Below are 25,652 nucleotides of genomic sequence, written 5' to 3'. Positions count from 1 at the left end.
ACTTAACTACACCCTTTTAGGAACCGGTTCCAGAAATAAATAAAAACCGGCTTGGAACCAATTTCTATTTGAATTATAGTGAATGCCTTTCCATGATGTCAAGGCGCTATCATCGCAAAATAACCCGGCTCTCAGTGTAGCTCATTTTATAACGTAAATACAGTTTTTTTCTTCAAATATTTTACTGATTCCTTATCTCCGTTAAAAAAGCAGTTCCTCCAAATACGGAGAAACTGCTTCTGTGGTTGATCTTTCTCTTACCCTTCCAGCGCCTGCTTCAATTCCTCAGGCGAGGCATCCCACCATTCCTCGTTATGCGAGATCAGCAGGCTTTTGAGCGCTGCTTTATCCTCGCTTCCGAGATCGTCCAGCATGAAACGGCGCTTGAGCGCGTAATCCATACGGTTGACGTGATCAGCAAGGATTTTCCAGCCGCGTTTGGCTTCTTCGTCAATCAGCATCTCACAAGCCGTCGCTCCACCATATACACGCCCTTCGGGTGTGCGATCCACGGCTACCCATACCAGCCATACCTGGCGCCCGTTTGGTACATCCTCTTTATTGGTAGAAAACTTAATCCCGCGTTCTACTTTACTTTTGGCATGCATGGCACCGACATCAATTTTCGCCTCGCCGCGGTCAATAATGACCGGGGACATGCTGTTCAGGTCGATTGAACCTGCGCCGAAACCCTTATGTTTACTCTTGCCACTGACAATGTTCAGTGCAATCTGTTTTTTGCCGTCTGGCTGATTTTCGCTCATGCGTCACTAGGCCTCCATTTTCCGTCTTGACACTCATTCTACACTATAAATATTTTAACTAATAATCTCCCGAAAGCAAACATATACATGCTGTAGATGCTTGTCAACGGGAGGTATCCATTGTATGACCCCAGCACACACCAAAATCGTTTTATTGTCTACACTAGCCCTCGGTCTCCTCGCAGGGACGTTATGGTTTGCCTGGCAGCCTCAACCTGAGTCGGATCTGCAATCCTTGGGCAAACCGCCGTACGATTCCCAGTCAGAGTCTGCGCTTGCGCCAAACATGGGCAAGCCCCTGGGAGCAAACATCCTGCCTGACGTGCCCCAAAGTCCTCCACAGCCCGCTTCGGAAATTCTCAGCAAGCGTGTGGTGGAATACCACATTGACGTGTCCCTGGAAGAAGGGCAGGTTTTAAGGGGCACCGAGACGCTCACCTGGAAGCATCCGGGCACAAAAACCGTGAATGATCTGTATCTGCACCTGTACCCCAATGCCTTCTCTTCCATGGAAACCACCTTTATGAAGGAATCCGGGGGCAAGCTGCGCAGTGACACCATGCCCAAGAACGGCTTTGGCTCCATGACACTAACTGAACTTAAAACGGAAGACGGTTTATCCCTCATGCACCGGACACAGTATGTGCAGCCGGATGACGGTAACGTGAACGACCACTCGCTCATGAAGGTGCGTCTCCCCAAGCCGGTCCGAGGCGGTGAAAGCATTACATTATATATGAAGTTTGAGGTAAAGCTACCCGCCATCTTCGCACGTATGGGCGCAACAGATGATTTTGTCATGGCGGGTCAATGGTTTCCCAAACTTAGCGTCTATGAAACCGCAGGACAGCGTGGACGCGCCGAGGAAGGCTGGAATCTGCATCAGTATCATGGAAACTCCGAGTTTTACGCCGATTTCGGAATTTACAGTGTGCGTATTCGAGTGCCCGAAACATACATCGTGGCCGCAACTGGATTCCCTACCCGTGGAGCAATCCGGCAAAATGGGCAGAAAATATATCAATTCTATGCCGATGACGTGCACGACTTTGCATGGTCCGCTTCACCAAATTTTGTAGCTGTAGAAGAACCATTTTCCTCTGCTGAGGTACCGGGAGTCAAAGTCAAGCTATATCTCGACCCATCGCACAAGGAACTCCGGGGACGTTATATGAGCGCAGCCAAGGCCGCTCTTTCCTATTACAGCAAGTGGTACGGGCCTTATCCATATTCGACCCTGTCCATCGTTGTACCACCCAAAGCAGGCAGCGGCGCGGGCGGCATGGAGTATCCCACACTGATTACAGCCGCAGCCGCGGATAATCTGAATCCCGGCTACAATCTGGAGCGGACAGTTGTTCATGAGATTGGGCATCAATATTTCTATGGAATGGTTGCAAACAACGAATTTGAGGAACCATGGCTGGATGAAGGCTTTACCTCTTATGCAGAGGAACGACTCATGGAGCAAGAGTACGGACTGATCCCCAACTTGCCGTTACAGTCTGGACAGGTGTCTTCCCCACAGCCGTTAAACCGCGAGTCCTGGAAGTACGGCTCGGCTACTGAATATGCACAAAATGCCTATTCTCGGGGTAAACTGGTGCTGCGTGGCATTGAACGCCAGGTCGGCGCGAAAAAAATGGACCGAATTATGCGTACCTACGTCCAGACCTATCGATTCAAGCATCCAACCTCACAGGATTTTCAGCGTATCGTCGAAAGAGCCACCGGACGTTCGTGGAGCCATTATTTTGAACAATATGTATACGACGGCCAGATGGCGGACTTTTCGGTAGATCGCATTACGAACCGCCCGCTGACCAACGGATACGAAGCAATCATTACACTCAGCAAAAAAGGGGCCGATTATCCGAAGGTCCCTGTTCAAATTACCTTCAAGGACGGCACAACGCTATTCAAGGCATGGGACGGTATGGGCAAAAGCACCACCTATCGACTTAAAAGTGCATCCCCGGTCTCTCATGTGATTGTTGATCCACTGTACACGATTGCACTGGAGAACAAGCATATCAACAACAACCTGAAGGCCGAACTGGACGAGAAAACACAGACCCGTTGGAGCATAAGTGTAACCAAGCTGCTGGAGACAATGCTTGGAAGTCTGTCATGGTGAGGTGTCTATAGATGCGTATTGTTATAAAAGAAGGCTGGGCGCTTGTGCGCATACAATTTTATATTGTCATCATTCTGTTTCTGTATCGACTGCTATGGGGCGTTTTTCTCTATCGAGTGGTACAATCCGCCGTTACTCCCCTGCTGCTGCGCTACCCTGACCAGGGTCAAAACGAACTGGGAAAGACCTTGTTTTGGATGGAGAGCCATATTGCCCTGACGGACAACCGGGAGGTTCATATGTATCTGTGGATACTACTGGGGGCAACGGCGCTGCGTATACTGATTACCCCCTTCATCCGGGCGGGAATATACCAAAGTCTGCACACCCATGCAACCGAGCCGCAAAGTCTGTCTTTCTTCCGTGGAATGAAACGTCATGGTTTATCATCTATTATCTATTACATCATCGAGCTTGGGCTCCTGCTGCTCCCTGCTTTCTGGGTGGTGCCGAGGCTCTACCCTATCGTAGCCGGGGCGCTGCAATCTCCCGCCTATCTGCTGCATGTGCTGCCCTATGCCATCGGTTGGATCGCCTATGGCTGGTTCATCCGCCAGTGCATCCTGTACATGCAGTTAGGCACCGTAGGTGGTCACGCCATACTGCCGTCGCTGCTCGCCTTCTTTCGCCAAATCCTCCCGGCTATCGGTATTTCGCTTCTGCTCGGCGCAGGTGTGCTGCTTGTCCTTGGCCTATTCGGCACGGTGGCGATGATTTGGACTGGCATGCTGGCACTCATTCTCCAGCAAACGTATCATTTTGTTACCAGTCTGGTCAGGCTATGGCACATCAGTTCACAGTACCGCCTATGGCATACCGATATCTCCGGCAGAGGTTGAACCCCCACTCCGTTCCTCCTGAGCAATTTCTGGCTGTCGAAAGGCGACTATCTATATCCATTCCTATCCATGTAAACGGCACATAACTGAATACTCTTAACAAAATCTGTTCCCGCGATAAAGGGAGCAGATTTTTTTGTAACTTTTTGCGATGAAACATTTGCCAAAGCCAGCCGACTTTGTTACAATAATCGCAGTGAACTGATAGTAACAACTTTGTAATCTTTATTGTAACCTTTACCTTAAAGCATCGTTATCGTGAATACTGCTCTCCAAGGTGCACATCTTAAGTTAAGCCTAATTCCTGGCACCTAGGAAGCGGGGGAACCAGTTTGGGTGAATTGATCTCGCAACAGAGTGGTCATAGGGGAACCTTCTACCGAATCCTTAAGCTAACCTCGCAGGCATTGGAAGGGGTATATTTTTTTTGAAGAAGAAACTAACAATCGCAGTCATGGGTCTTGCCATTGCCTTTACATCTTTTACATTCGGTGGCGGCAGTGCATTTGCAGACTCCAAGATGGACCAGGTCATCCAAGATACCAAAGGAACGAGCTACAGAAGCGGAGGCACTACACTCGACGGATTCGATTGCTCCGGCTTCACAATGTATGTATATCAAAAACTGGGAATTAAACTGCCGCATCAATCCGGATCACAATTCAAAATGGGATCTTCCGTATCCCGCGATGAAATGAGACCTGGAGACCTGGTGTTCTTCAACACCACAGGTAGAGGCATTTCCCATGTAGGTATCTTCATGGGTGAAGGGAAATTTGCCCACTCCTCATCTTCACGTGGTGTAGTTGTTAGCTCACTGAACGAAAATTATTACGCTAACCGATATGTCGGTGCCAAAAGAATTATGAGCACAGATGCTTACCACGCTGTAGCTTCTGAAACTCCTGATGACGACAACGTAGAATAACTAACGAACAGCAAGCTAACCTGAGCCGCAATTTGATTCTGGCCGGAATCGAATTGCGGTTTTTTATGTCCGCGACATCAGAAACGTTATCTTTACTGACGAACTGACACCTCAAAAGGTTTCAGTTGTTGCGAACATCGTCGGTTTTACCGTCACGGCGGGGGGAGCATATGAGCAGTAAAGCCTTCTTATTGAATGTATACCCGACTTGGGTATGAAATAAACACGCTTGCCAATCCCCTGCAACTTGTCTACAATCTGTTGTTAATGGTTTAAGTACTTGTAAAAGGAGGACGGGAAGACATGCCTGCCTCAATATCTAACTACCGAATCGTGCCGATGGACGAGCAGCAGGCGGCTGCGATATGTGAGTGGCGCTATGATCCACCCTACAATATATACGGCTGGCTGCCTTGGGAACAAATGAAGGCGCTTGAGGTCGAATTTGGAAGCCCCTCGCTTCGCCAAGATCAATACGTAGCCGTATTGGACGACGAGAACATACTAACCGGATTTGCTCAATATTTCCCGATGATTGGCGTGACCCGGCTAGGTCTGGGAATGCATCCCGGATTGTGTGGACATGGCAGAGGCGCCGAATTTGTCCGTGCCATTGCCGAGGAAGCCAGACGACGCAATCCTGAGAATGAAATTGATCTGGAGGTGCTGACCTGGAATGGGCGCGCCATCCGTGCTTACAAGGCAGCCGGATTTGAGCTTACCGATACCTATGAACGTCAGACTCCCGATGGCAAGAAGGCGTTTCATTGTATGGTATATCATCCCGACCACCAGCCTCGTGTTCTATGATAAAAGCGCCTTCGGCATACAACAGCATTGTTGTATATCGAAGGCGCTTTTATCATACGGCAGGCTACGATTAGCTCAATGACTGCTACGCATTTTCTCAAAAGCTTCATTATATTGTTGGGCTTCCTTAATATCCACGGCCATAATGCCACCGTCATCCCAGGAGGTTAAACGCAGGGTCACGGTCTTATAATCAATCGTAATAAATGGATGATGATTAAATGCTTCCGATATAGCAGCAACTTCATCCACGAATGCAATCCCTTTCATAAAACTGGAAAAATTATATTTCCGGACAATCCATCGTCCTTCCTCCAGTTCCCAGCCCTCCAGCTTCTCCAGATGTGCTTCAATCTCTCCTTGTGTAAAAGGCATGATACGACTCCTCCCTGTTTGTACGGAAGCCTTTCAGCCGCTTTGAATGCGACCAAAACTACGATATATTGGTGTCCATATTACCACGGCCCCGTTGATAAATCCATAAAACGGCCTGTTCAAATCAAAGGTACCGACGTCAACTCCTCATCTCCAATGAGCACATAGATACGGTGCCGCCCCGGTTCATAGATAACAACGCCGCTGCCCACAGCGATAACAGGCTCTGTACCCAGCGCATAAAACAGATCTTCAGCCAGTGCTTCATTGACTTCCTGACGCCCTGCCGGGTCCAGCCTGTCCCAATCTTCTGCTTCCATTTCGAAAAATTCATAGCTATCTGGAATGCGTCCCACAGCCTCTGTCAAATCGTTCAAAATTTGTTCATACTCCCGTCCGTGCTTCACTCCCATGCCATTTCCTCCAATTCTTCCGCCATTCATTACATAATCACCTTATTATACCGGAAATTCGTACTTAACAAAAAAGAGAGTTTTGTCGATAAATACTATAATCCGTCTTGTAATGACGTGCCTGGGGCAAGGACGACCCCGGCGGCATGAAAGGATTCAAAATCTATTCTCATGGATGAGGTGTATCATGCAAATTTCAACCATTATTGGACTTGTACTCGGGATTGTGTCATTGGTCGTCGGGATGATTCTCAAAGGTGCGCCAGTGATCAACTTGGTCAACAACCCCGCTGCTTACATGATTATTTTTGTCGGAACGGCAGCAAGTATTTTTATGGCCTTCCCGATGGAAGAAATCAAACGGATTCCAAAACTGTTCAAGGTTATTTTTACGGAACAAAAGCTTTTGGACCGTAAAGAGCTCATCGGCACATTTACCGAATGGGCATCCATTACCCGTCGCGAAGGTCTGCTTGCGCTGGAATCCAAGGTAGAGGAGATCGACGATCCCTTTATGCGTGGTGGTATGCGTATGATTATTGATGGTAATGATCAGGAATTCGTGCGGGATGTTCTAATGGAGGACATTAACGCCACCGAGGATCGACACCGCTCCGGTGCACTGATCTTCTCTCAGGCTGGTATGTACGCTCCAACGCTCGGGGTACTCGGTGCCGTCGTAGGTCTGATTGCCGCTCTGGCCGATCTTAGTGACATGGCCAAGCTGTCTCATGCCATCGCGGCAGCCTTTATTGCGACGTTGCTTGGTATTTTTACAGGTTATGTCCTGTGGCATCCAATGTCCAATAAGCTGAAACGACTATCCAAAAAAGAAGTAGAGCTTAAATTGATGATGGTCGAAGGCCTGCTGTCGATTCAATCAGGTATATCCACCATTGCGATCAGCCAAAAACTGACGATATTCCTGACTCCAACCGAACGGGCTACCCTGACCGAGAAGGATGGGGATTCCGGTGAGTAAAAAAAGACATGAACCGCACGAGGAGCATGCCGACGAAAGCTGGCTGTTGCCATATTCCGACTTGATGACCCTTCTGCTAGCTCTTTTCATCGTCTTATTCGGGATGAGCGCGCTCGACGCCAAAAAATTTGAAACTATGGCTCAATCCATGAGTGCGGCCTTTAGTGGCGGCACAGGCATACTGGATCACTCTGCTGCCAATCCATCGCCACAATCCGCAGATATGGGCAAAAATAAAGAACAGGTAACACAACCTATAAAATCGAAGGCAACTTCTACGGCTGAACTGCAAAAGCAACTCGCCCAGCGGGAAGAAGAGGACTTGAAAAAGCTCAAAAAGCAAATGGATCAGTATATTGAAAATAATGGGCTGACTCCGCTGCTCAATACAAAACTGAACCAATCCCAGCTCATGATAACTATTAGTGATAACGCCTTGTTTTCATCGGGTGAGGCCGAAGTAAAGCCGGAAGCGAGAAAGCTGGCCAAGTCCATCTCCAGCATGCTCCAGCAGTTTCCTGGCTATGATGTTATCGTATCGGGTCATACGGATAATGTCCCTATTTCCAATAGCCAGTTTCCATCCAACTTTGATTTGAGTGCCAAACGATCTCTGAATTTCTTGCGCATTTTGCTACTCAACCCGCAGCTTGATCCAACCAAATTTGTATCCATCGGTTATGGTGAGTATCGTCCCCTAGCAAGCAATCAGGATGGTCAAGGACGCTCCAAAAACCGCCGTGTCGAAATTTCCGTACTACGTAAATATCAGAACGGCACACAAGTTATCAGTCCTACCTCAAGCTCGAATGAAGGTTGATTATGCATATGTTATATAGACAAAGGCACCGCCGCATTTTTTATGCAGCTGGTGCCTTTTCATTGTGCTATTCCACTCTGCCTCTTATCCTATCCATTGCCCTGCCATCTATCAGCCATGAGAAGCCCTCAGGCTTAGCTGAGTGTGTAATTCAGCATCTCACCTAGTTCCTGCTTCTCTGTCTCTGTCAGGTCGCGCCAGGCGCCTCTCTGAAGCGACCCCAATCGAATATTCATAATCCGCAGACGTTGCAGCTTCTTCACTTCATAGCCGAAGGCAGCACACATGCGCCGAATCTGACGGTTTTTTCCTTCCGTCAAGATGATGCGGAATACGTACTCAGAAACACGCGTCACTTCGCAGGGAAGCGTCCGCTGACCGAGTATTTTTACACCTGTGGACATCCCCTGCACGAAAGAAGGTGTGACGGGTCGATCCACCGTTACGATATATTCCTTCTCATGCTTGCCTTCCGCCCGTAAAATCTTATTCACAACATCTCCGTCATTGGTAAGTAAAATAAGACCTTCCGAATCTTTATCCAGACGTCCGATGGGAAAAATCCGCTGCGGGTGTCCCACAAAGTCGACAACATTCCCTTGAATATGGCTCTCTGTCGTGCTTGTAATCCCCACCGGCTTGTTCAATGCAATATATACGTGATTGGACTTCTCACGGAGTGGCTTGCCGTTCACACGGACATCGTCGCCCTCCTCCGCCTGACTGCCCAGCACCGCCACCTCGCCGTTAATCGTCACGCGGCCGCTCTCTACCAGCTTGTCCGCCTCCCGGCGCGAGCAAAAACCGGTTTCGCTGATAAACTTGTTAATGCGCAACCTGTGTACCCTCCATTTCTACTGTCACGCTTCCTTCTCCTGCCCCTCCAGTTGCTCAGGCTTGGCAGTTGGAAGCTGCACAAGGGCTGTTGTTCCCTCACCCTCTATGCTTTCAATATCCAGTGTTCCTTTATGACTCTGTATAATACGCTGGCTGACCATGAGTCCGAGTCCTGTACCTGTTTCTTTGTTTGTGAAAAAAGGTTCCCCCAGCTTGGACAGCATCTCTGCGGGAATACCCGTCCCTTGGTCCCGTATGAAGATTTTAACGCTTTCTCCCTCCAAGAACAAATGAATCGTTATCGTACCACCCTTACTCATGGCCTCCATACTATTTTTAAGCAAATTAATGAATACCTGCTTTAACTGATTTACTTCGGCATGTACGAGGGCAGGCTCCTCCGTTACTTCAAGATTGAACACAATGCCCAGCAGATGCGCCTGACTATCAAGCAAGGAAATAACGTCACTCACAATATTGCGCACATCTCTTTTCTGAAAATGTACAGCTTGCGGCTTCGCCAATATTAAAAATTCGCTAACGATCAGATTAATACGATCCAGCTCGGACAGCATAATATCGTTATGCTTCAGATTCAGCGCTTTATTTTGCTGCTGTAACTGGAGAAACCCACGCAGCGTGGTCAGCGGATTACGAATTTCGTGCGCCACCCCTGCCGCCAGTTGTCCTACCGTCGTCAGCTTCTCCGATCTGCGCAGCAATTCCTCCATCCGGTTGCGGCCTGTAATATCCCGCGAGACGCTGATAAATCCCAGAATCTGGCCTTCTTCATCCAGGATGGGCGATGTACTCATACTAATCTCCACCGTACTTCCATCCTTACGCATTCGAATGGACTCAATAGACACCATACTCTCTCCCTGAAGCAATCTTTCCTTCTGAAATTCGTACTCTTCCTCTTGCTGTGGCGGTACAAACTGGAGCTTACGTCCGACCAATTCCTTTTTGGTCCAGCCGTACAGGGCTTCAAAGGCATGATTGACCCGGATGATACGCTCATCCTGATCTGTCACATGAATCGCATCAGCAGTCTGGTTAATGACAGACTCCAAATGCTCTTTTACAGAACGGTTTTCCTCATACATCTGTTCGAGTCTCCGTGTATACATCCCAAGATTGTAGGCCATCGCATTGATGCGCTCACCTAGCTGTGCAAGCTCATGGCCGCCCTTAATCTGTAGTCGTGTGTCAAAATGGCCGTCAGCCATCTCGTTCACTTTTCCCAATATCGACTGAATTGGGCGGACAAATATACTTGCCAGCACATAACTGCCAATGATTACAACCTCCAGTAAGACAATAGAGATGGCGATCAGACTGATTAATTGCTTATAAATAACGGAAGAGATCGTATCATAATTCATAACAATTCGAATGACATAGGCATCACGGTTAGCCGGATAAAATGGTATGTAACTGACGAGGACCCGTTCACCTTTAATATAGCATTCCTGTACAATGCTCTCCCCGGAGAAAACGGCCTTGGACACAGCCAAACGATCCTCCTGCACCCTCGCTAGTTGATACGTGCCGAATCGGATAGGTTTGTTGTACATGTAATAATATTTTCGGTCGTTTCCATGGCTGTCCATCGTAGGGCCACCGAAGGTTGTGGGGTTAATTCCTGTTATCTCCATGATGCGGTAATCCACTTGTTGGGTTTGCTTTACGATTTCATCGGGATTGAGAATCGGTATAAAATTTTGAACTTCACTGTCTTGGAAGGAGATTCGGATCATATAGTTTCGCTTCTGGTCATAATAAAATCCCCACTTGTTAATATGGGTGGCATCTGAGCCTGTATAGTCAAATGCTCCAGTCCAAAAATGTTCCAGTTGTTGACCATGCACCAATCCAGCCTGTCCATGCTCATATAATTGATCAACTGCATTTTTCCAATAGCCGGTCAACGGATCGCCAGACATGATCTCTTTTGGATTCGACGATTTGGCGATCTTATACCCCTCTCCATCACGCACCATCAAGGAAATATCAATATCCCCGCTGCGCTTGGTCATCTGTTCGAGTTGTTCCTGCGTAATATGATCGATATCAGGATCTAGCTTGCTGGCAGCCAGTGTGGCAGAGAGCCACAAATTATATCCAAGCTGCTTGTCTACAGCCACCCAGCTTTGTTGAGCTTGTTCAATGGCACCTCCAATAGTCTTGGCCGTCAGAACCATTTTCGTTTCGCTGTCACTTCTTAAATTTTCGTGGGTCGTGTAATAGTTGAGTGCAATATTTAACAAAAGGATAAACAGAAGGGACCCCGACAAAATGATCGTAATTTTGATTTTTATCGACACACTGATTTCTCACCTCTTGCCGTATGCTGGCGATTACTGGCAATTGCTAACTCAATGATACCGTAATACCGCCTGTGATACCAGCATTTACATTTCCCGGATAAACATAAATACACACAGCTTGTATACAGTTGTCAATATGCGAACGTTTGCCTACAATATAATAAGATAATCATCCACAAGTCGTCCACAAATACACAGCCTTTATTATAAACTGTGGATAAACCTGTGGACAAGTGTCGTGTTATCCACAAAATTATTCACATCATGTTAACAGCGGAATATTTGTTCGTTGGATAATTCGCATTTGAAAGGAGCTTTTTTACCAGTGACCACGATAGATCACGCTTATTGGATGAAAGAAGCTATTCAAGAAGCGTATAAGGCAGAAGCGTTGGGTGAAGTGCCCATCGGAGCTGTCATCGTAAAAGATAATGAAATCATAGGACGCGGTTACAACTTGCGTGAGACGAACGCTGACCCGACAGCACATGCCGAAATGGTCGCCATTCGTCAGGCCAGCGAGCATCTGGGGGCCTGGCGCCTGCTGGATTGCAGGCTGTATGTCACTCTGGAACCGTGTCCCATGTGCGCCGGAGCCATTGTACAATCACGGGTTCCCTATTTGATCTACGGCACCACTGATCCGAAAGCAGGCTGTGCGGGCACGCTGATGAATCTCCTACAGGAGCCTCGATTCAATCATTGCACTGAGGTGATCAGCGGCATTCTTCAAGAGGAATGCGCCTCGCTGCTGACGGATTTTTTTCGTCAGCTACGGCAAAAAAGAGCCGCTGCCAAGCTACCTTCTCCACCGTCTTCATCCTGAGGATGGGAGCTAGATCGCTTACTTATACACAACAGTGGTGCAGCCGTTATTTACGTCTCACTGCTAATTTCCTATGGAAGGAGATCAGCCCATGCCTATGAGCCTGTATAACATGCCTCAAGGTATCTTGTTGCGACCATTTAGCCTGGCGGATAGTGAAGCTCTACTGGCCCTCAGGCTTACAAATAGGGAGTCTCATGCACCGTACGAGCCACTTCACGGCGACTCATTTTTCACGCTGGAAGAACAGCAGGAATATATCCGTCAAAAATTGCGTCAAGCCGAGGAGGATCGGGGATATTCGTTCGGTATCTTTCTCTTGGAGGACGAGCGTCTCATCGGGTATATCTCTATTTCTAATCTTGTGCGAGGCGTGGGACAATTCGCCGATATCGGCTACATGATGGATCAGCACGAACAAGGCAAAGGACACATGACCGCAGCTTTGAAGCTGACCATACAATTTGCATTCCGCGCCCTATCACTTCACCGACTGCAAGCCGGCACCCTGCTGCATAACGAACGCTCACAGCGTGTACTGCAAAAATGCGGCTTTCAGCCTGAAGGCATTGCCCGCAAGCTGGTACAAATTCAAGGGACATGGCAGGATCATCGAATGTTCGGGCTTTTAGCCGAGGATAACGTGTGGCAAACCTGGACCGCTACACCATCTGCTCAGAGCCATATATAACAACAAAACCGCCTGGCTCTAAGCCAAGCGGTTTTGTTGTATTACATCAGATGATATGGATAATGCCTTTACAATCACGTCGTTCCTTTATTTAAGGAGCAACAGTTTGCATTTTTTGTTGAAATTGTTCGATCGTCAGGACTTGGTCCCCTGTTGGAATACCCACTTTAAATGTTGCTTTTTCATTGATTTTGCTGTATTGCGTGTAGCCAGTCACAGACAATTTTACGTTATCTTTTGTGGTCGGATCATTCATTTCTACATTCGCATTCAGGTCTTGATACACAGGAATATCATCCTTGTTCAAGGCTATGTTAATGTCAAACTGCTTCACTGTCAAATAGCTTTTCAACTCATCCAGCTTTTTCTTGAAATCACTGGTGTTTGTTTCTACTGCAAGTTTTGCTGCGGTAAGATCTTCTTTCTTCAATTGGAACAAGCTGATGTACTCGTCTTTTGACATCACATCAATCGCTTTAGGAATGGCCTTAGTAACAAAAGTATCGACAGCTTGCTTCACGTTGTCGTTTGTCACTTTAAATTGTACGACTTGCTTAGCTTTAATGCCTTGTGGCAATTTAGCATCCTTAGGATCAATATCAAAGAAGTACGTTGCCTGATCATACTCGCCCAGAATAGCAGCAATGACTTCATTCGCAAATTTCTGCGATTTTTCCTGATCCATTGATGCAGGATTAAATTCTTGTCCAGACTGTTTAGCCAGCTCCTGAGGATCAATGATCAGGAATTTGCCTACTACGTCCTGTGGAAGCGGGTAAAATGGAATGTTCGGAATTTTAACGTACAATTTATCCTTGGTCATAACCATTGGAATGGTGAAGCTAGTGGAAAGATCACCTTTCAAATGAATGCCCAGCGTCATTTCAGATTGTAAAGGTTCTTTTTGATATACGCCATCCAGCGTAATATCTGCATTTTTCAGCATGCTCGTTACCATTGCACTTTGCTCGCTTGGAACAGAAGCAGATGTGATCGTCAGATCTTTAACCGAAAATTGACTTTTGGATTCATAAGAAGTCAATTTCATTGCATTAGCCGTACCGTTCGTAACAGCTTCCTTCGGTTCCAGTTTCTTGCTACAACCTACCAGGGCTACCGTCAAAAGCAACACCATAGTGAGTACCAAGACAGATAACTTTTTACTCATTGTGTAGATTCTCTCCTCTCGTAATTAACCCCTTTTATAATACTAACAAAAAAATACACACCCCTCCATTTTACCGCATACTCACATGCAATGAAACACTTATTGGAAAATTTTCTTACAATAAGCACAAAGACACCCTGGTTCTCTAACCAGAGTGTCCTGTATTTCACCAAATTTTTAGGCAAAAAGTCTAACTGCTTATGATCCTTCTCTGTTGTGATGGTCTACATGATTCCGCTGCTTCACCTTTTTGGAACCAGATAGTGGCTCCTGTTGATGATTGCGCTCACGCTTTTCGTTTCCTTCACCGGCGTCCTGTGCCTCGGGAACAGGAATGGCTTTAGGCTTGCTCATTTATGCATCCTCCGTTCTCAGACTATATTTAAATACCTTAGTAAATCCGTTTATTACCATTTAAAGTAGGACTATTGATGGTGCAGGTCTTCTGTTTTATCATGGTTAAGTGCATCCTGATGACGGCGGTCATTACGATCCTGCTGCACTTGCTGTGCCTGATGACTGTTAACCGGACGCTGCTCCAAATCATCCACAATGTTAGACAGGTTTTTATCCAGTCCATTTTTGGCTTTTGTCATGTAGCTTCCCCCTCATTCCTTCATGACTACGAATGTGTCAATGACTGTAACGTCTGAGCACACTGGTGAATATGTCGAGTGTAATCGGACACCAGTTGCTGAATGATATCTGTTCGTTCATCCACAGACTGTCCGTCCCGTTCTACATCGACCAAGCTAACCTGTACTTCTCTAGAATCTACATAAGTACATGCAAAATCAAAGGAGTACATTTGTCGGCCCTCTACCTCAATATGGATTCGTATAGTTCGGTTGTCTGCTTCATCTGCTTGTACCTGTGATTTATCTCCTGAATTTAAAAGTCTCGGCAGTTGTTCCTGCCAGGCCTCTACCAGCTTTTGCTGATCTACTGTCATTTCTCGATTCATGCCAGCACCTCCACATCTGATAACGTGTGAAAAAAACAGGATTTTTATACAACAAAAAAGCCATCCTTTACGATCTCTAAACATCAGCACATAAAGGCTAATGAATCAGCTATCGTATTCGAATGGCTTGGCTCATTTATTATAATGGCGGAGAGGATGGGATTCGAACCCATGTGAGCTTGCACTCTAACGGTTTTCAAGACCGCCCCGTTATGACCGCTTCGGTACCTCTCCAGGTGGTAATTGGATAAAGTTGCTTCCCATTTAAAATAATCTCAGGCGCAACAAAATTATTTTACCACAGACTTTAAACGAATGCAATGGTTACTATTGGGGAGCGATAACTTCAGCGCCTCGCATGTATGAACGCAGCACTTCTGGGATTACAACGCTTCCGTCCTCCTGCTGATAATTCTCCAAGATAGCAGCCACTGTGCGTCCTACAGCCAATCCTGAACCGTTCAGTGTATGTACAAATTCAGGCTTTGCTTTTGGCTCCGGCCGAAACCTGATGTTAGCACGACGCGCCTGGAAGTCCTCTGTATTGGAACAAGAAGAAATCTCACGGTACATGCCACTTTCAGGTAGCCACACTTCCAGATCATACGTTTTGGCAGACGTGAAGCCCATATCCCCGGTGCAAAGTGCCAGCACACGATATGGAAGTCCAAGCAGTTGCAAAACACGCTCTGCATTATTCGTCATTTTCTCCAGTTCCTCATAGGAGGTATCTGGGTGAACCAGCTTGAGCATCTCTACCTTATTGAATTGATGCTGACGGATCAAACCACGTGTATCCCGTCCTGCCGATCCTGCCTCAGAGCGGAAGCAAGAGCTGTATGCCACATAATTTTTTGGAAGCTGATCCGCGTTCATAATCTCTTCGCGGTGATAGTTCGTTACCGGAACTTCAGCCGTAGGAATAAGATAATACTCGGTATCGCGCAGCTTGAACAAATCCTCTTCAAACTTCGGAAGCTGTCCCGTGCCATACAGGCTATCCCGATTCACAATGTATGGAGGCAGCATTTCCTCATAACCATGCTCACTGCTATGCAGATCCATCATAAAGTTAATCAGCGCACGCTCCAGGCGTGCCCCCAGTCCTTTGTAGAACGTAAAACGGGAACCCGTCACCTTTGCTGCCGCCTCAAAATCGAGAATGTCCAGCTCCTGTGCCAGCTCCCAATGTGCTTTTGGCGTAAAAGAAAACTCGCGTGGCTCGGACCAGCGACGAATCTCTACATTATCCTCCTCCGAAGCACCTACAGGCACTGACTCATTGGGGATATTCGGAATGGACATTACCAGCTCGTCGATCTGGACCTCCAGCTCGCGCACTTGCTCATCCAATTCTTTAATACGGTCGGAAACCTGACGCATTTCAGCAATAAGGTCATCCGCATTTTCTTTATTCTTCTTCAACTTGGCTACTTCACCGGATACAACATTTCGGCGATTTTTGAGCGCTTCACTTTCCTGGAGCAGCTCACGACGACTCACATCCAAATCCGTAAAGCCATTTATCAGATCCAGAGATTTTCCTCTATTTTGCAAAGCTGTTTCAACCCGACCAAGCTCATTACGTAAAATCTTTATATCTAACACAGGTAATCCCTCCTACACTACAAACCTGACTTTCCGCTATTCGCGGACCATATCCACAAAATACTGATGTAATCGGTAATCGTCCGTTAATTCCGGATGGAAGGATGAAGCCAGCAAATGACCCTGACGGGCCGCCACGATCTCGCCGTTATACTCAGACAGCACGTCTACTCCCATTCCAACAGACTGTATTAATGGCGCGCGTATAAACACAGCACGAACCGGTTCCTCAATCCCTTTAATGTCCAAGTCTGTTTCAAAGCTTTCCCGCTGGCGACCAAAAGCATTACGTGACACCGTAATATCCATCAGTCCCAGATGCGCCTCTTCCTGTCCTTGAACCGTTTTGGCCAGCACGATCAATCCCGCACAAGTGCCGAAGATAGGCTTGCCTTGATCGGAAAACTGGCGTATGGCATCAATAAAGTCATACTTGCGCATCAGCTTGCCAATCGTCGTGCTTTCACCGCCGGGAATGATAAGACCGGACAGCTCATCGAGCTGCTCGATCTTCTTCACCGCCACACCTTCTGCACCCGCACGTTCAACGCTTCGTATATGCTCAGCCACAGCGCCTTGCAGCGACAGAACCCCTATTTTCATGCCTGTCCCTTCCTTCTTACCAACCACGATCCTGCATGCGTTCATGCGGTGCCAGCTTGGAAATTTCGATACCCTTCATTGGAGCACCCAGATTCTTGGACACTTCTGCAATCAGCTTGTAGTCCGTATAATGAGTAGTCGCTTCCACGATGGCACGTGCAAATTTCTCAGGGCTATCGGATTTGAAAATACCGGAACCAACGAATACACCATCAGCGCCCAAATGCATCATCAATGCCGCATCGGCAGGTGTTGCTACGCCGCCCGCTGCAAAGTTAACCACTGGCAGCTTGCCGTGCTCATGCACTTCCAGCAGCAATTCGTAAGCAACGCCAAGGTTTTTCGCTTCTGCATACAGCTCGTCCTTCGACAGGTTTTGCACCTTGCGAATTTGGCCGTTAATAAAACGCATATGACGAACAGCTTCGACAATATTCCCGGTTCCAGGCTCACCCTTTGTACGAATCATAGAGGCCCCTTCGCCGATACGGCGCAGTGCTTCTCCCAGATCCTTGGCTCCGCAAACGAATGGAACGGTAAACTCCCGCTTGTCGATATGGAAAACTTCATCCGCAGGCGTCAGCACTTCGCTCTCGTCAAGATAGTCAACACCCAGAGATTCCAGCACCTTCGCCTCCACAAAATGGCCGATACGAGCCTTAGCCATAACGGGAATAGAGACCACCTTCATGACCTCTTCCACAATCGTTGGGTCAGCCATACGGGCAACCCCGCCAGCCGCACGGATATCTGAAGGCACCCGTTCAAGAGCCATTACTGCTGTAGCTCCTGCCGCCTCTGCAATTTTAGCCTGTTCAGCGTTCATGACATCCATGATTACGCCGCCTTTTTGCATCTCTGCCATACCTCTTTTTACACGTGAAGTTCCCGTTTCCATCTCGTTTCCTCCTGTAAGGGTTACGTTTAGATTCTAACTTAATATTTTACCGTACAGACGCCAAATACACAATCATTTCAATCAGCAAAATACGTAAGGCAGAGCAATGAATCCTCGGCTCTGTCGGTCTAGTAATCAGACGATTAGAACAGGTTTTTAATGCCCTGGAACAAATCACCGAAGAAGTTACCAATTGCCCGGAAAAGCATACGGAACCAGCCAGCCTCTTCTACAGCCGTCGTAGTTACCAGATCAACGGTTTTCACCTGACCTTTTTCCACACCATCCGTTTTATACGTATAGCTAATCGTTCCGACTTTTGCCCCTTGCTTCAAAGGCGCTACAAGTGAGCTTTCCGGTGTAATGTTCGTTGAAAACGTCACTTTAGGGTTGGCTGCGCCTTTAGGTACGACAAAGCTTACCGCATCCTTAGTCACAACAGGTACTCCTGTTTCAGTTCCCTTGGTGACAGGCACATTCTCTACACCTTTAACCACTGTCTTTGGAGCCACTACCTGCTTCACTTCAAAATTATCAAAGCCATAGTTTAATACTTTAGCAGTCTCTGTAAAACGGTGCGCATCCGAGTCAGCCCCCATAACTACACTAATGAGACGCATTCCGTTGCGTTCGGCTGTTCCTGTAAAACAATTTCCTGCATTATTGGTATGGCCTGTCTTCATTCCGTCTAAGCCAGGATAAGCAAACTTTCTAAAGTTAGTAATATTTTTATTTTCTTCTAGCATCCAATTATAGTTAATAATTGGCGCTTTGTCGGTCGGACGGAATTTGTAAGATTGAATTGTGGTAAACCGTGTATAATCCGGATGGTCCTTAATGATGTAACCAGCCAGAGTAGCCGCGTCTCTCGCTGTCATCACAGTTTCCCGGTCTGTGTCTGGTTGAAACCCTGTAGGCATATCCTTACGATCCAAACCAGTTGAGTTGATAAAATACGTATTTTTCATGCCCATTTTCTGAGCTGTTTCATTCATCAATTTTACAAAGTCCTGCTCGGTTCCAGATACACGCTCGGCTAGAGCTACTGTTGCATCATTAGCAGAGCCTACCGCCATGGCAATATACAGTTCTTCTACCGTATGTTGATCACCTTGAGCCAGAAAAATACGTGATCCGATGCTCTTGGCAGCATTCTCTTGAACCGTAACCTTATCCGTCCACTTGAGTTTACCTTGCTTAACCTGTTCAGCCACGATGTATTCTGTCATCATTTTAGTCATACTGGCTGGTGGAAGCGGCTCATCTGGATTCATAGACAGCAATACCTGCCCAGTGGAAGGCTCGATCAAAATGGCGGAACGTAGTGCCAGACTAGGGGGATTAATAGAACCTGTCCCCGTAATATTGGTTGCCTGTGTTGTCGCTCCAGCGGCAAAGGTAGCCACGCTCGAATCGAAATTGCCCACAACCGGCAATGCCGACATGTACATCATATTTAACAGTATTATAGCAGTTACACTTTTTTTAAATACCTGACTTTTTTTATATTTGTTTTGGCTTCTGTTAATTTTCAATGAATATGGACCCCTCTCTAAATTGCACTGACTTAAATAAATTTTGCAAAATCTATTATTTTAATATCGGTCCACTTATAGATATAAGCCCCTCAACTACTAAAACAATTCTTATCTATTCTATCACAGGGTTATACGCAAAAAAAGGACAGATAGGGTAAAGCCCTATCTGTCCTTCCATATTAACATTCAGCCCTAAAAGGTCACATGCTTTATTCAATCCATTTACCCCAACTACCAGTCCAATTAAACCCAATAGAACCACTAACAGGTGAAGAATCAATATTTTCAATACGTATATTGTATTCACCAGTTCTCAAATTTGTAAATGTTCGAGATTGATTGTTTTGAGTAAATGTAGCACTAAGCTCATTTCCAGAAATTATATTGTAAACTACTACTCTAATTGTCGAGCCATTTGACAAACCATTAACGGAAACAGTTACACTGCCACTACTATTTACCTGTAATGCTTGCTTCAAGCTTTGCTTTCCACCGGCTACTAAGTTAAAACTTGTAGAACCTGTAGCGGCAAAAACAGGTACAGCAACTAACATAGCAATAAGAAAAGTAATAAGGCTAGTAAAAGCAAACTTCTTTTTCATTAATATTTCCATCCTCTCAAAAAAATAGTAATTTACCACTTCCACATATCCAATATAACACAATACATGTAATAAATAAACATTTTACTCTCGAATATTTTTTTTACTTATAAATTCCATGATGTTAATCTGTAAAAAGACAGGCAGAGCGAAATACGCCCTGCCTGTCTTCAAGTCTGCTACAGTCGAACTTTATAATGAATAGTTTGGCGCTTCTTTCGTAATTTGCACATCATGCGGATGGCTTTCACGTAGGCCTGCACCCGTAATACGGATAAAGCTCGTATCATTACGAAGCTCTTCGATATTAGCAGTACCGCAATATCCCATACCGGAACGAAGACCGCCCAACAGCTGATGTACTGTATCGGAAAGTGGCCCTTTATAAGCGACACGTCCTTCAATGCCTTCCGGTACCAATTTCTTATCATCATCTTGGAAATAACGATCCTTACTTCCTTGCTTCATCGCAGCCATGGAACCCATACCACGATATACTTTAAAGCGACGGCCTTGATAGATCTCGGATTCGCCTGGACTTTCTTCCGTACCAGCAAAAAGACTACCCAGCATTACCGCAGAAGCTCCCGCCGCAATGGCCTTCGTAATTTCACCGGAATATTTAATGCCACCGTCTGCAATAATCGGAATATTATATTCCCGTGCTACTGTCGCACAATCATAAATAGCTGTTACTTGCGGAACACCGATCCCGGCGATCACGCGCGTTGTACAGATAGAGCCTGGACCAATGCCGACTTTTACAACCGAAGCTCCGGCTTCAATCAGTTCACGCGTTCCGTCACCAGTAGCTACATTACCTGCTACAATCGTCAAATCAGGATAAGCATCACGCAATTTGCGAACCGCCTCAATGATGTTAATATGATGACCATGAGCAGAATCGACAACAATCAGATCCACACCTGCATTTACGAGTGCTTCAGTCCGATCAAACGTATCTTTAGAAATACCTACAGCCGCACCGACCAGAAGACGCCCTTGTGCATCTTTCGCTGCGTTTGGAAATTGAATAGCCTTTTCAATATCTTTAATAGTGATAAGGCCTTTGAGGTAATTTCCATCATCGACCAAAGGAAGCTTTTCAATTTTATGCTTTTGCAAAATGCCTTCCGCTTCCTGCAAAGTCGTACCTACAGGTGCAGTTACCAGCTTTTCCTTCGTCATAACTTCACTAATTTTAAGATTAAAATCATGAATAAAACGAAGATCGCGGTTCGTGATAATACCCACCAGCTTATTTTCCTCGTTTACAACAGGTACGCCAGAAATACGATATTTACCCATAACAGCTTCAGCATCGGATACCAAGTGATCTGGAGTCAATGAAAATGGATTGGTGATAACACCGCTCTCTGAACGTTTTACTCTATCTACCTCTACTGCTTGCTGTTCAATTGACATATTTTTATGAATAATACCGATACCGCCTTCACGAGCCATCGCGATTGCCAAAACTGCCTCAGTAACAGTATCCATACCAGCACTCATCAAAGGAATATTCAGCTTTACGTTATCACTCAAACGGGTCGCTACACTTACTTCTTTCGGCAGAACCACCGACTTGCGAGGTACCAGCAAAACATCGTCAAAGGTAAGGCCTTCCTTACCAAATTTATCTTCCCACACCAAGATGATCCTCCTTCAAATTGTTTAGTCTGTATTGGTCTTGTTGTCTGTCCAACATGGACAAATCAAGGCTCTCTGAAAATATATTATTGCAATCTTAGCAAAGCGGTATAGGGGTGTCAAGCCTTCCTCACAGCCATAACTATTAGTATTCCCCTGTACAAACAAGTGTACTCGCAGGGAGGACATCCTTTATAATTAAGCGTTTCCTGAGAAATAGTCGACCCTTTTATAAAAAAATAACCCGCTTGGAAAAAGACAGATTAGGGGTTACATATAAGGTTCTGGAACGCAATATACAAAAAAGGACCATAATCTCCAAGAGATTATAGTCCTTCTTCCTTTTGCTTGGCGACGTCCTACTCTCCCAGGACCCTGCGGTCCAAGTACCATCGGCGCTGGAGGGCTTAACGGTCGTGTTCGGGATGGGTACGTGTGGAACCCCTCCGCTATCGCCACCAAACATGAATTTACATCGTAAATTCTTCCGTGCAGATTTCTGGTACCACGCTACTGCGTGTATAGAAATCCAACGTATTTGTATGTATCCTCTACATACCTTCAAGGTGTTACACCCTGAAAACTGGATCCGAAACTCCATTGCGTTCTATACTTTAGGATAAGCCCTCGACCGATTAGTATTGGTCAGCTCCATGCATTACTGCACTTCCACCCCCAACCTATCTACCTCGTCGTCTTCAAGGGGTCTTACTAATTGGGAAATCTCATCTTGAGGGGGGCTTCACGCTTAGATGCTTTCAGCGCTTATCCCTTCCGTACATAGCTACCCAGCGGTGCTCCTGGCGGAACAACTGGTACACCAGCGGTACGTCCATCCCGGTCCTCTCGTACTAAGGACAGCTCCTCTCAAATTTCCTACGCCCACGACAGATAGGGACCGAACTGTCTCACGACGTTCTGAACCCAGCTCGCGTACCGCTTTAATGGGCGAACAGCCCAACCCTTGGGACCTACTTCAGCCCCAGGATGCGATGAGCCGACATCGAGGTGCCAAACCTCCCCGTCGATGTGGACTCTTGGGGGAGATAAGCCTGTTATCCCCAGGGTAGCTTTTATCCGTTGAGCGATGGCCCTTCCATGCGGTACCACCGGATCACTAAGCCCGACTTTCGTCCCTGCTCGACTTGTAGGTCTCGCAGTCAAGCTCCCTTCTGCCTTTGCACTCTTCGAATGATTTCCAACCATTCTGAGGGAACCTTGGGGCGCCTCCGTTACTCTTTAGGAGGCGACCGCCCCAGTCAAACTGCCCACCTGACACTGTCCTCGTACCGGATCACGGTACCAAGTTAGAACCTAGATACGATCAGGGTGGTATCCCAAGGATGCCTCCTCTCAAGCTGGCGCTCAAGTCTCTCAGGCTCCCACCTATCCTGTACAGATCGTACCCAAATTCAATATCAAGCTGCAGTAAAGCTCCATGGGGTCTTTCCGTCTTGTCGCGGGTAACCTGCATCTTCACAGGTATTAAAATTTCACCGGATCTCTCGTTGAGACAGCGCCCAAGTCGTTACGCCATTCGTGCGGGTCAGAATTTACCTGACAAGGAATTTCGCTACCTTAGGACCGTTATAGTTACGGCCGCCGTTTACTGGGGCTTCGGTTCATAGCTTCGCCCTAAAAGGACTTACCACTCCCCTTAACCTTCCAGCACCGGGCAGGCGTCAGCCCGTATACTTCGCCTTGCGGCTTCGCACAGACCTGTGTTTTTGCTAAACAGTCGCTTGGGCCTTTTCACTGCGGCCCCCTCGGGCTATTCACCCTACCGAGGCACCCCTTCTCCCGAAGTTACGGGGTCATTTTGCCGAGTTCCTTAACGAGAGTTCTTCCGCGCGCCTTAGAATTCTCTTCTCGCCTACCTGTGTCGGTTTGCGGTACGGGCACCTTCTCCTGGCTAGAGGCTTTTCTTGGCAGTCTGAGATCATGACCTTCGCTACTGTAATTTTCGCTCCCCATCACAGCCCAGCCTTACGATGTGCGGATTTGCCTACACACCAGCCTCACTGCTTAGACGGACATCCATCAGTCCGCGTCACTACCCTACTGCGTCACCCCATCGCTCATAACGGATTACGGTGGTACAGGAATTTCGACCTGTTGTCCTTCGACTACGCCTTTCGGCCTCGCCTTAGGTCCCGACTTACCCTGAGCGGACGAACCTTCCTCAGGAACCCTTAGGCTTTCGGCGGATCTGATTCTCACAGATCTTTTCGTTACTCATACCGGCATTCTCACTTGAATGCAGTCCAGCGCTCCTTACGGTACACCTTCAACCCGCATTCAACGCTCCCCTACCCCTGATACCTAAGTATCAAGCCATAGCTTCGGTGGCGTGTTTAGCCCCGTTACATTTTCGGCGCAGAGTCACTCGACCAGTGAGCTATTACGCACTCTTTCAATGGTGGCTGCTTCTAAGCCAACATCCTGGTTGTCTGTGCAACTCCACATCCTTTCCCACTTAACACACACTTGGGGACCTTAGCTGATGGTCTGGGCTGTTTCCCTTTCGACAATGGATCTTAGCACTCACTGTCTGACTCCCGGAACCAAGTCTATGGCATTCGGAGTTTGACTGAGCTTGGTAACCCTTGCGGGCCCCGCACCCAATCAGTGCTCTACCTCCACGACTCTTATTCCGAGGCTAGCCCTAAAGCTATTTCGGGGAGAACCAGCTATCTCCGGGTTCGATTGGAATTTCTCCGCTACCCCCACCTCATCCCCGCATTTTTCAACATGCGTGGGTTCGGGCCTCCAGTGCGTGTTACCGCACCTTCACCCTGGACAGGGGTAGATCACCCGGTTTCGGGTCTACGTCCACGTACTCAAGTCGCCCTATTCAGACTCGCTTTCGCTACGGCTACAGTTTTTCACCTTAACCTTGCACGGGAACGTAACTCGCCGGTTCATTCTACAAAAGGCACGCCATCACCCATAGATCGGGCTCTGACTTCTTGTAAGCACACGGTTTCAGGATCTATTTCACTCCCCTTCCGGGGTGCTTTTCACCTTTCCCTCACGGTACTGCTTCACTATCGGTCGCCAGGGAGTATTTAGCCTTGGCAGATGGTCCTGCCGGATTCATACGGGGTTTCACGTGCCCCGCACTACTCGGGATCCGTCTCGGAGGGAACAGGTTTTGAACTACAGGGCTTTTACCTTCTCTGGCGGGCCTTTCCAGACCTCTTCATCTAACCGGTTCCTTTGTAACTCCATGTGAGACGTCCCACAACCCCAAGGAGCAAGCTCCTTGGTTTGGGCTAATCCGCGTTCGCTCGCCGCTACTGACGGAATCACTATTGTTTTCTCTTCCTCAGGGTACTTAGATGTTTCAGTTCCCCTGGTATGCCTCTGTTCTGCCTATGTATTCAGCAGAAAGTGACTGTCGATGAAGACAGCCGGGTTTCCCCATTCGGACATCCCCGGATCAAAGCTTGCTTACAGCTCCCCGAGGCTTTATCGTTGTTCGCCACGTCCTTCGTCGGCTCCTGGCGCCTAGGCATCCTCCGTGTGCTCTTTGTAGCTTAACCTAGCATTTACTTCGTAAATGCGATTTGCTTTGAATTTCGGTTCCACACGAATGTGTGAATGAAATTCAAGGCAGCTACCTTTATTTCACTTGTTTACACAAGATCAGCGTAAAGGAATATTCTAAAACGCAATTTCGTTTCGGTATCCAGTTTTCAAGGTGCAATTCGCTTCAAAGAAGCGAAACCCGATGAATATTTCGGTTCCACACGGATGTGTGAATGAAACATTCGTCGAAGCTAGAGAGTTTGAGCTCTCAAAACTGAGCAACGAGTGAGTAAGTGTTTGAAGCTTACGCTTCATATTTGAATGTTTCCGTTGCAGGA

The 25,652-nt window shown here is 47.1% G+C and carries 23 protein-coding genes, 1 tRNA gene, 2 rRNA genes and 1 riboswitch; of the genes, 8 read left to right on the top strand and 18 right to left on the bottom strand.

Features of this window, described 5'->3' with window-relative positions; all coding sequences use genetic code 11:
- Positions 1-257: 257 nt before the first annotated feature.
- Entirely contained in the window at positions 258-764 is a 507-nt protein-coding gene (locus tag NST83_RS00555; RefSeq protein ID WP_342416189.1) for a YwhD family protein, read from the bottom strand.
- Positions 765-888: 124 nt separating this feature from the next.
- Between NST83_RS00555 and NST83_RS00550 the strand changes: the two genes are divergently transcribed.
- The 4 genes from NST83_RS00550 to NST83_RS00535 all read left to right on the top strand — a co-directional run bounded on the left by NST83_RS00550 (position 889) and on the right by NST83_RS00535 (position 5,478).
- The gene (locus NST83_RS00550; RefSeq protein ID WP_137061040.1) at positions 889-2,901 is read left to right on the top strand and encodes a M1 family metallopeptidase; all 2,013 of its coding nucleotides are present in this window, start codon (positions 889-891) and stop codon (positions 2,899-2,901) included.
- Between the two features lie 11 nt (positions 2,902-2,912).
- On the top strand, positions 2,913-3,740 hold the full coding sequence (locus NST83_RS00545; protein ID WP_342416188.1) for a hypothetical protein: 828 nt from the start codon (positions 2,913-2,915) through the stop codon (positions 3,738-3,740).
- Positions 3,741-4,024: 284 nt separating this feature from the next.
- A riboswitch (cyclic di-AMP (ydaO/yuaA leader) is annotated at positions 4,025-4,162 on the top strand.
- Between the two features lie 5 nt (positions 4,163-4,167).
- A complete protein-coding gene (locus NST83_RS00540) occupies positions 4,168-4,668 on the top strand; it encodes a C40 family peptidase (protein WP_137061038.1) in 501 nt (166 codons plus the stop codon).
- 303 nt (positions 4,669-4,971) lie between these two features.
- Entirely contained in the window at positions 4,972-5,478 is a 507-nt protein-coding gene (locus NST83_RS00535) for a GNAT family N-acetyltransferase (protein WP_137061037.1), read from the top strand.
- A 75-nt stretch (positions 5,479-5,553) separates the two neighbouring features.
- Here the strand turns inward: NST83_RS00535 and NST83_RS00530 are convergent, their stop codons facing one another.
- Positions 5,554-5,853 carry a 4a-hydroxytetrahydrobiopterin dehydratase gene (locus NST83_RS00530; RefSeq protein WP_137061036.1) on the bottom strand — a complete coding sequence of 100 codons (300 nt, stop codon included), beginning with the start codon at positions 5,851-5,853 and terminating at the stop codon, positions 5,554-5,556.
- A 119-nt stretch (positions 5,854-5,972) separates the two neighbouring features.
- The gene (locus NST83_RS00525) at positions 5,973-6,266 is read right to left on the bottom strand and encodes a hypothetical protein (protein WP_342417843.1); all 294 of its coding nucleotides are present in this window, start codon (positions 6,264-6,266) and stop codon (positions 5,973-5,975) included.
- Between the two features lie 187 nt (positions 6,267-6,453).
- On the opposite strand from NST83_RS00525, the gene motA reads away from it, so the two are divergent.
- Positions 6,454-7,248 carry a flagellar motor stator protein MotA gene (motA, locus tag NST83_RS00520; protein WP_137061035.1) on the top strand — a complete coding sequence of 265 codons (795 nt, stop codon included), beginning with the start codon at positions 6,454-6,456 and terminating at the stop codon, positions 7,246-7,248.
- On the top strand, positions 7,241-8,068 hold the full coding sequence (locus NST83_RS00515; protein WP_137061034.1) for a flagellar motor protein MotB: 828 nt from the start codon (positions 7,241-7,243) through the stop codon (positions 8,066-8,068). Before motA ends, NST83_RS00515 begins: the two co-directional genes overlap by 8 nt.
- Before the next feature lie 134 nt (positions 8,069-8,202).
- On the opposite strand, the gene rluF is transcribed toward NST83_RS00515, so the two are convergent.
- Together rluF and NST83_RS00505 are read right to left on the bottom strand one after the other, a co-directional pair.
- The gene (gene rluF, locus NST83_RS00510; protein ID WP_342416187.1) at positions 8,203-8,904 is read right to left on the bottom strand and encodes a 23S rRNA pseudouridine(2604) synthase RluF; all 702 of its coding nucleotides are present in this window, start codon (positions 8,902-8,904) and stop codon (positions 8,203-8,205) included.
- 24 nt (positions 8,905-8,928) lie between these two features.
- Positions 8,929-11,232 (bottom strand): PAS domain S-box protein, encoded by a 2,304-nt coding sequence (locus NST83_RS00505; RefSeq protein ID WP_342416186.1) that lies wholly within the window; start codon positions 11,230-11,232, stop codon positions 8,929-8,931.
- Positions 11,233-11,560: 328 nt separating this feature from the next.
- On the opposite strand from NST83_RS00505, the gene tadA reads away from it, so the two are divergent.
- Both tadA and NST83_RS00495 read left to right on the top strand, forming a co-directional pair.
- Positions 11,561-12,061: a tRNA adenosine(34) deaminase TadA gene (tadA, locus tag NST83_RS00500; RefSeq protein WP_342416185.1), complete on the top strand. Its 501-nt coding sequence runs from the start codon at positions 11,561-11,563 to the stop codon at positions 12,059-12,061.
- 91 nt (positions 12,062-12,152) lie between these two features.
- Positions 12,153-12,752: a GNAT family protein gene (locus tag NST83_RS00495; protein WP_342416184.1), complete on the top strand. Its 600-nt coding sequence runs from the start codon at positions 12,153-12,155 to the stop codon at positions 12,750-12,752.
- A 91-nt stretch (positions 12,753-12,843) separates the two neighbouring features.
- Here the strand turns inward: NST83_RS00495 and NST83_RS00490 are convergent, their stop codons facing one another.
- From NST83_RS00490 to NST83_RS00430, 13 genes are all read right to left on the bottom strand, one after another.
- Complete coding sequence (locus NST83_RS00490) at positions 12,844-13,920, bottom strand: hypothetical protein (RefSeq protein ID WP_342416183.1); 1,077 nt, start codon at positions 13,918-13,920, stop codon at positions 12,844-12,846.
- Between the two features lie 198 nt (positions 13,921-14,118).
- Entirely contained in the window at positions 14,119-14,274 is a 156-nt protein-coding gene (locus tag NST83_RS00485; RefSeq protein ID WP_137061028.1) for a small acid-soluble spore protein P, read from the bottom strand.
- Positions 14,275-14,345: 71 nt separating this feature from the next.
- Positions 14,346-14,516: a hypothetical protein gene (locus NST83_RS00480; protein ID WP_170970755.1), complete on the bottom strand. Its 171-nt coding sequence runs from the start codon at positions 14,514-14,516 to the stop codon at positions 14,346-14,348.
- Between the two features lie 26 nt (positions 14,517-14,542).
- Entirely contained in the window at positions 14,543-14,884 is a 342-nt protein-coding gene (locus NST83_RS00475) for a hypothetical protein (protein ID WP_025683476.1), read from the bottom strand.
- A gap of 145 nt (positions 14,885-15,029) precedes the next feature.
- Positions 15,030-15,118: transfer RNA gene (locus tag NST83_RS00470), tRNA-Ser, on the bottom strand.
- Between the two features lie 93 nt (positions 15,119-15,211).
- Positions 15,212-16,492 carry a serine--tRNA ligase gene (gene serS, locus NST83_RS00465; protein ID WP_342416182.1) on the bottom strand — a complete coding sequence of 427 codons (1,281 nt, stop codon included), beginning with the start codon at positions 16,490-16,492 and terminating at the stop codon, positions 15,212-15,214.
- Positions 16,493-16,528: 36 nt separating this feature from the next.
- Positions 16,529-17,095, bottom strand: coding sequence for a pyridoxal 5'-phosphate synthase glutaminase subunit PdxT (gene pdxT, locus NST83_RS00460; RefSeq protein ID WP_342416181.1), 567 nt, complete (start codon positions 17,093-17,095; stop codon positions 16,529-16,531).
- A 16-nt stretch (positions 17,096-17,111) separates the two neighbouring features.
- Positions 17,112-17,993, bottom strand: coding sequence for a pyridoxal 5'-phosphate synthase lyase subunit PdxS (gene pdxS / locus NST83_RS00455; protein WP_014279080.1), 882 nt, complete (start codon positions 17,991-17,993; stop codon positions 17,112-17,114).
- A 143-nt stretch (positions 17,994-18,136) separates the two neighbouring features.
- Positions 18,137-19,528 carry a D-alanyl-D-alanine carboxypeptidase family protein gene (locus NST83_RS00450; RefSeq protein WP_342416180.1) on the bottom strand — a complete coding sequence of 464 codons (1,392 nt, stop codon included), beginning with the start codon at positions 19,526-19,528 and terminating at the stop codon, positions 18,137-18,139.
- Positions 19,529-19,740: 212 nt separating this feature from the next.
- The gene (locus tag NST83_RS00445) at positions 19,741-20,133 is read right to left on the bottom strand and encodes a hypothetical protein (protein WP_342416179.1); all 393 of its coding nucleotides are present in this window, start codon (positions 20,131-20,133) and stop codon (positions 19,741-19,743) included.
- A 192-nt stretch (positions 20,134-20,325) separates the two neighbouring features.
- Positions 20,326-21,783 (bottom strand): IMP dehydrogenase, encoded by a 1,458-nt coding sequence (guaB, locus tag NST83_RS00440; protein WP_014279078.1) that lies wholly within the window; start codon positions 21,781-21,783, stop codon positions 20,326-20,328.
- A 346-nt stretch (positions 21,784-22,129) separates the two neighbouring features.
- Positions 22,130-22,246 (bottom strand): 5S ribosomal RNA (gene rrf, locus NST83_RS00435).
- 152 nt (positions 22,247-22,398) lie between these two features.
- A 23S ribosomal RNA gene (locus NST83_RS00430) occupies positions 22,399-25,328 on the bottom strand.
- Positions 25,329-25,652: the final 324 nt, after the last annotated feature.

It is taken from the genome of Paenibacillus sp. FSL R10-2782 (assembly GCF_038592985.1).
GTDB classification, from domain to species: domain Bacteria; phylum Bacillota; class Bacilli; order Paenibacillales; family Paenibacillaceae; genus Paenibacillus; species Paenibacillus terrae_C.
Note: the sequence above shows the minus strand (reverse complement) of the source record. Positions and strands in the feature narration are given on the sequence as shown.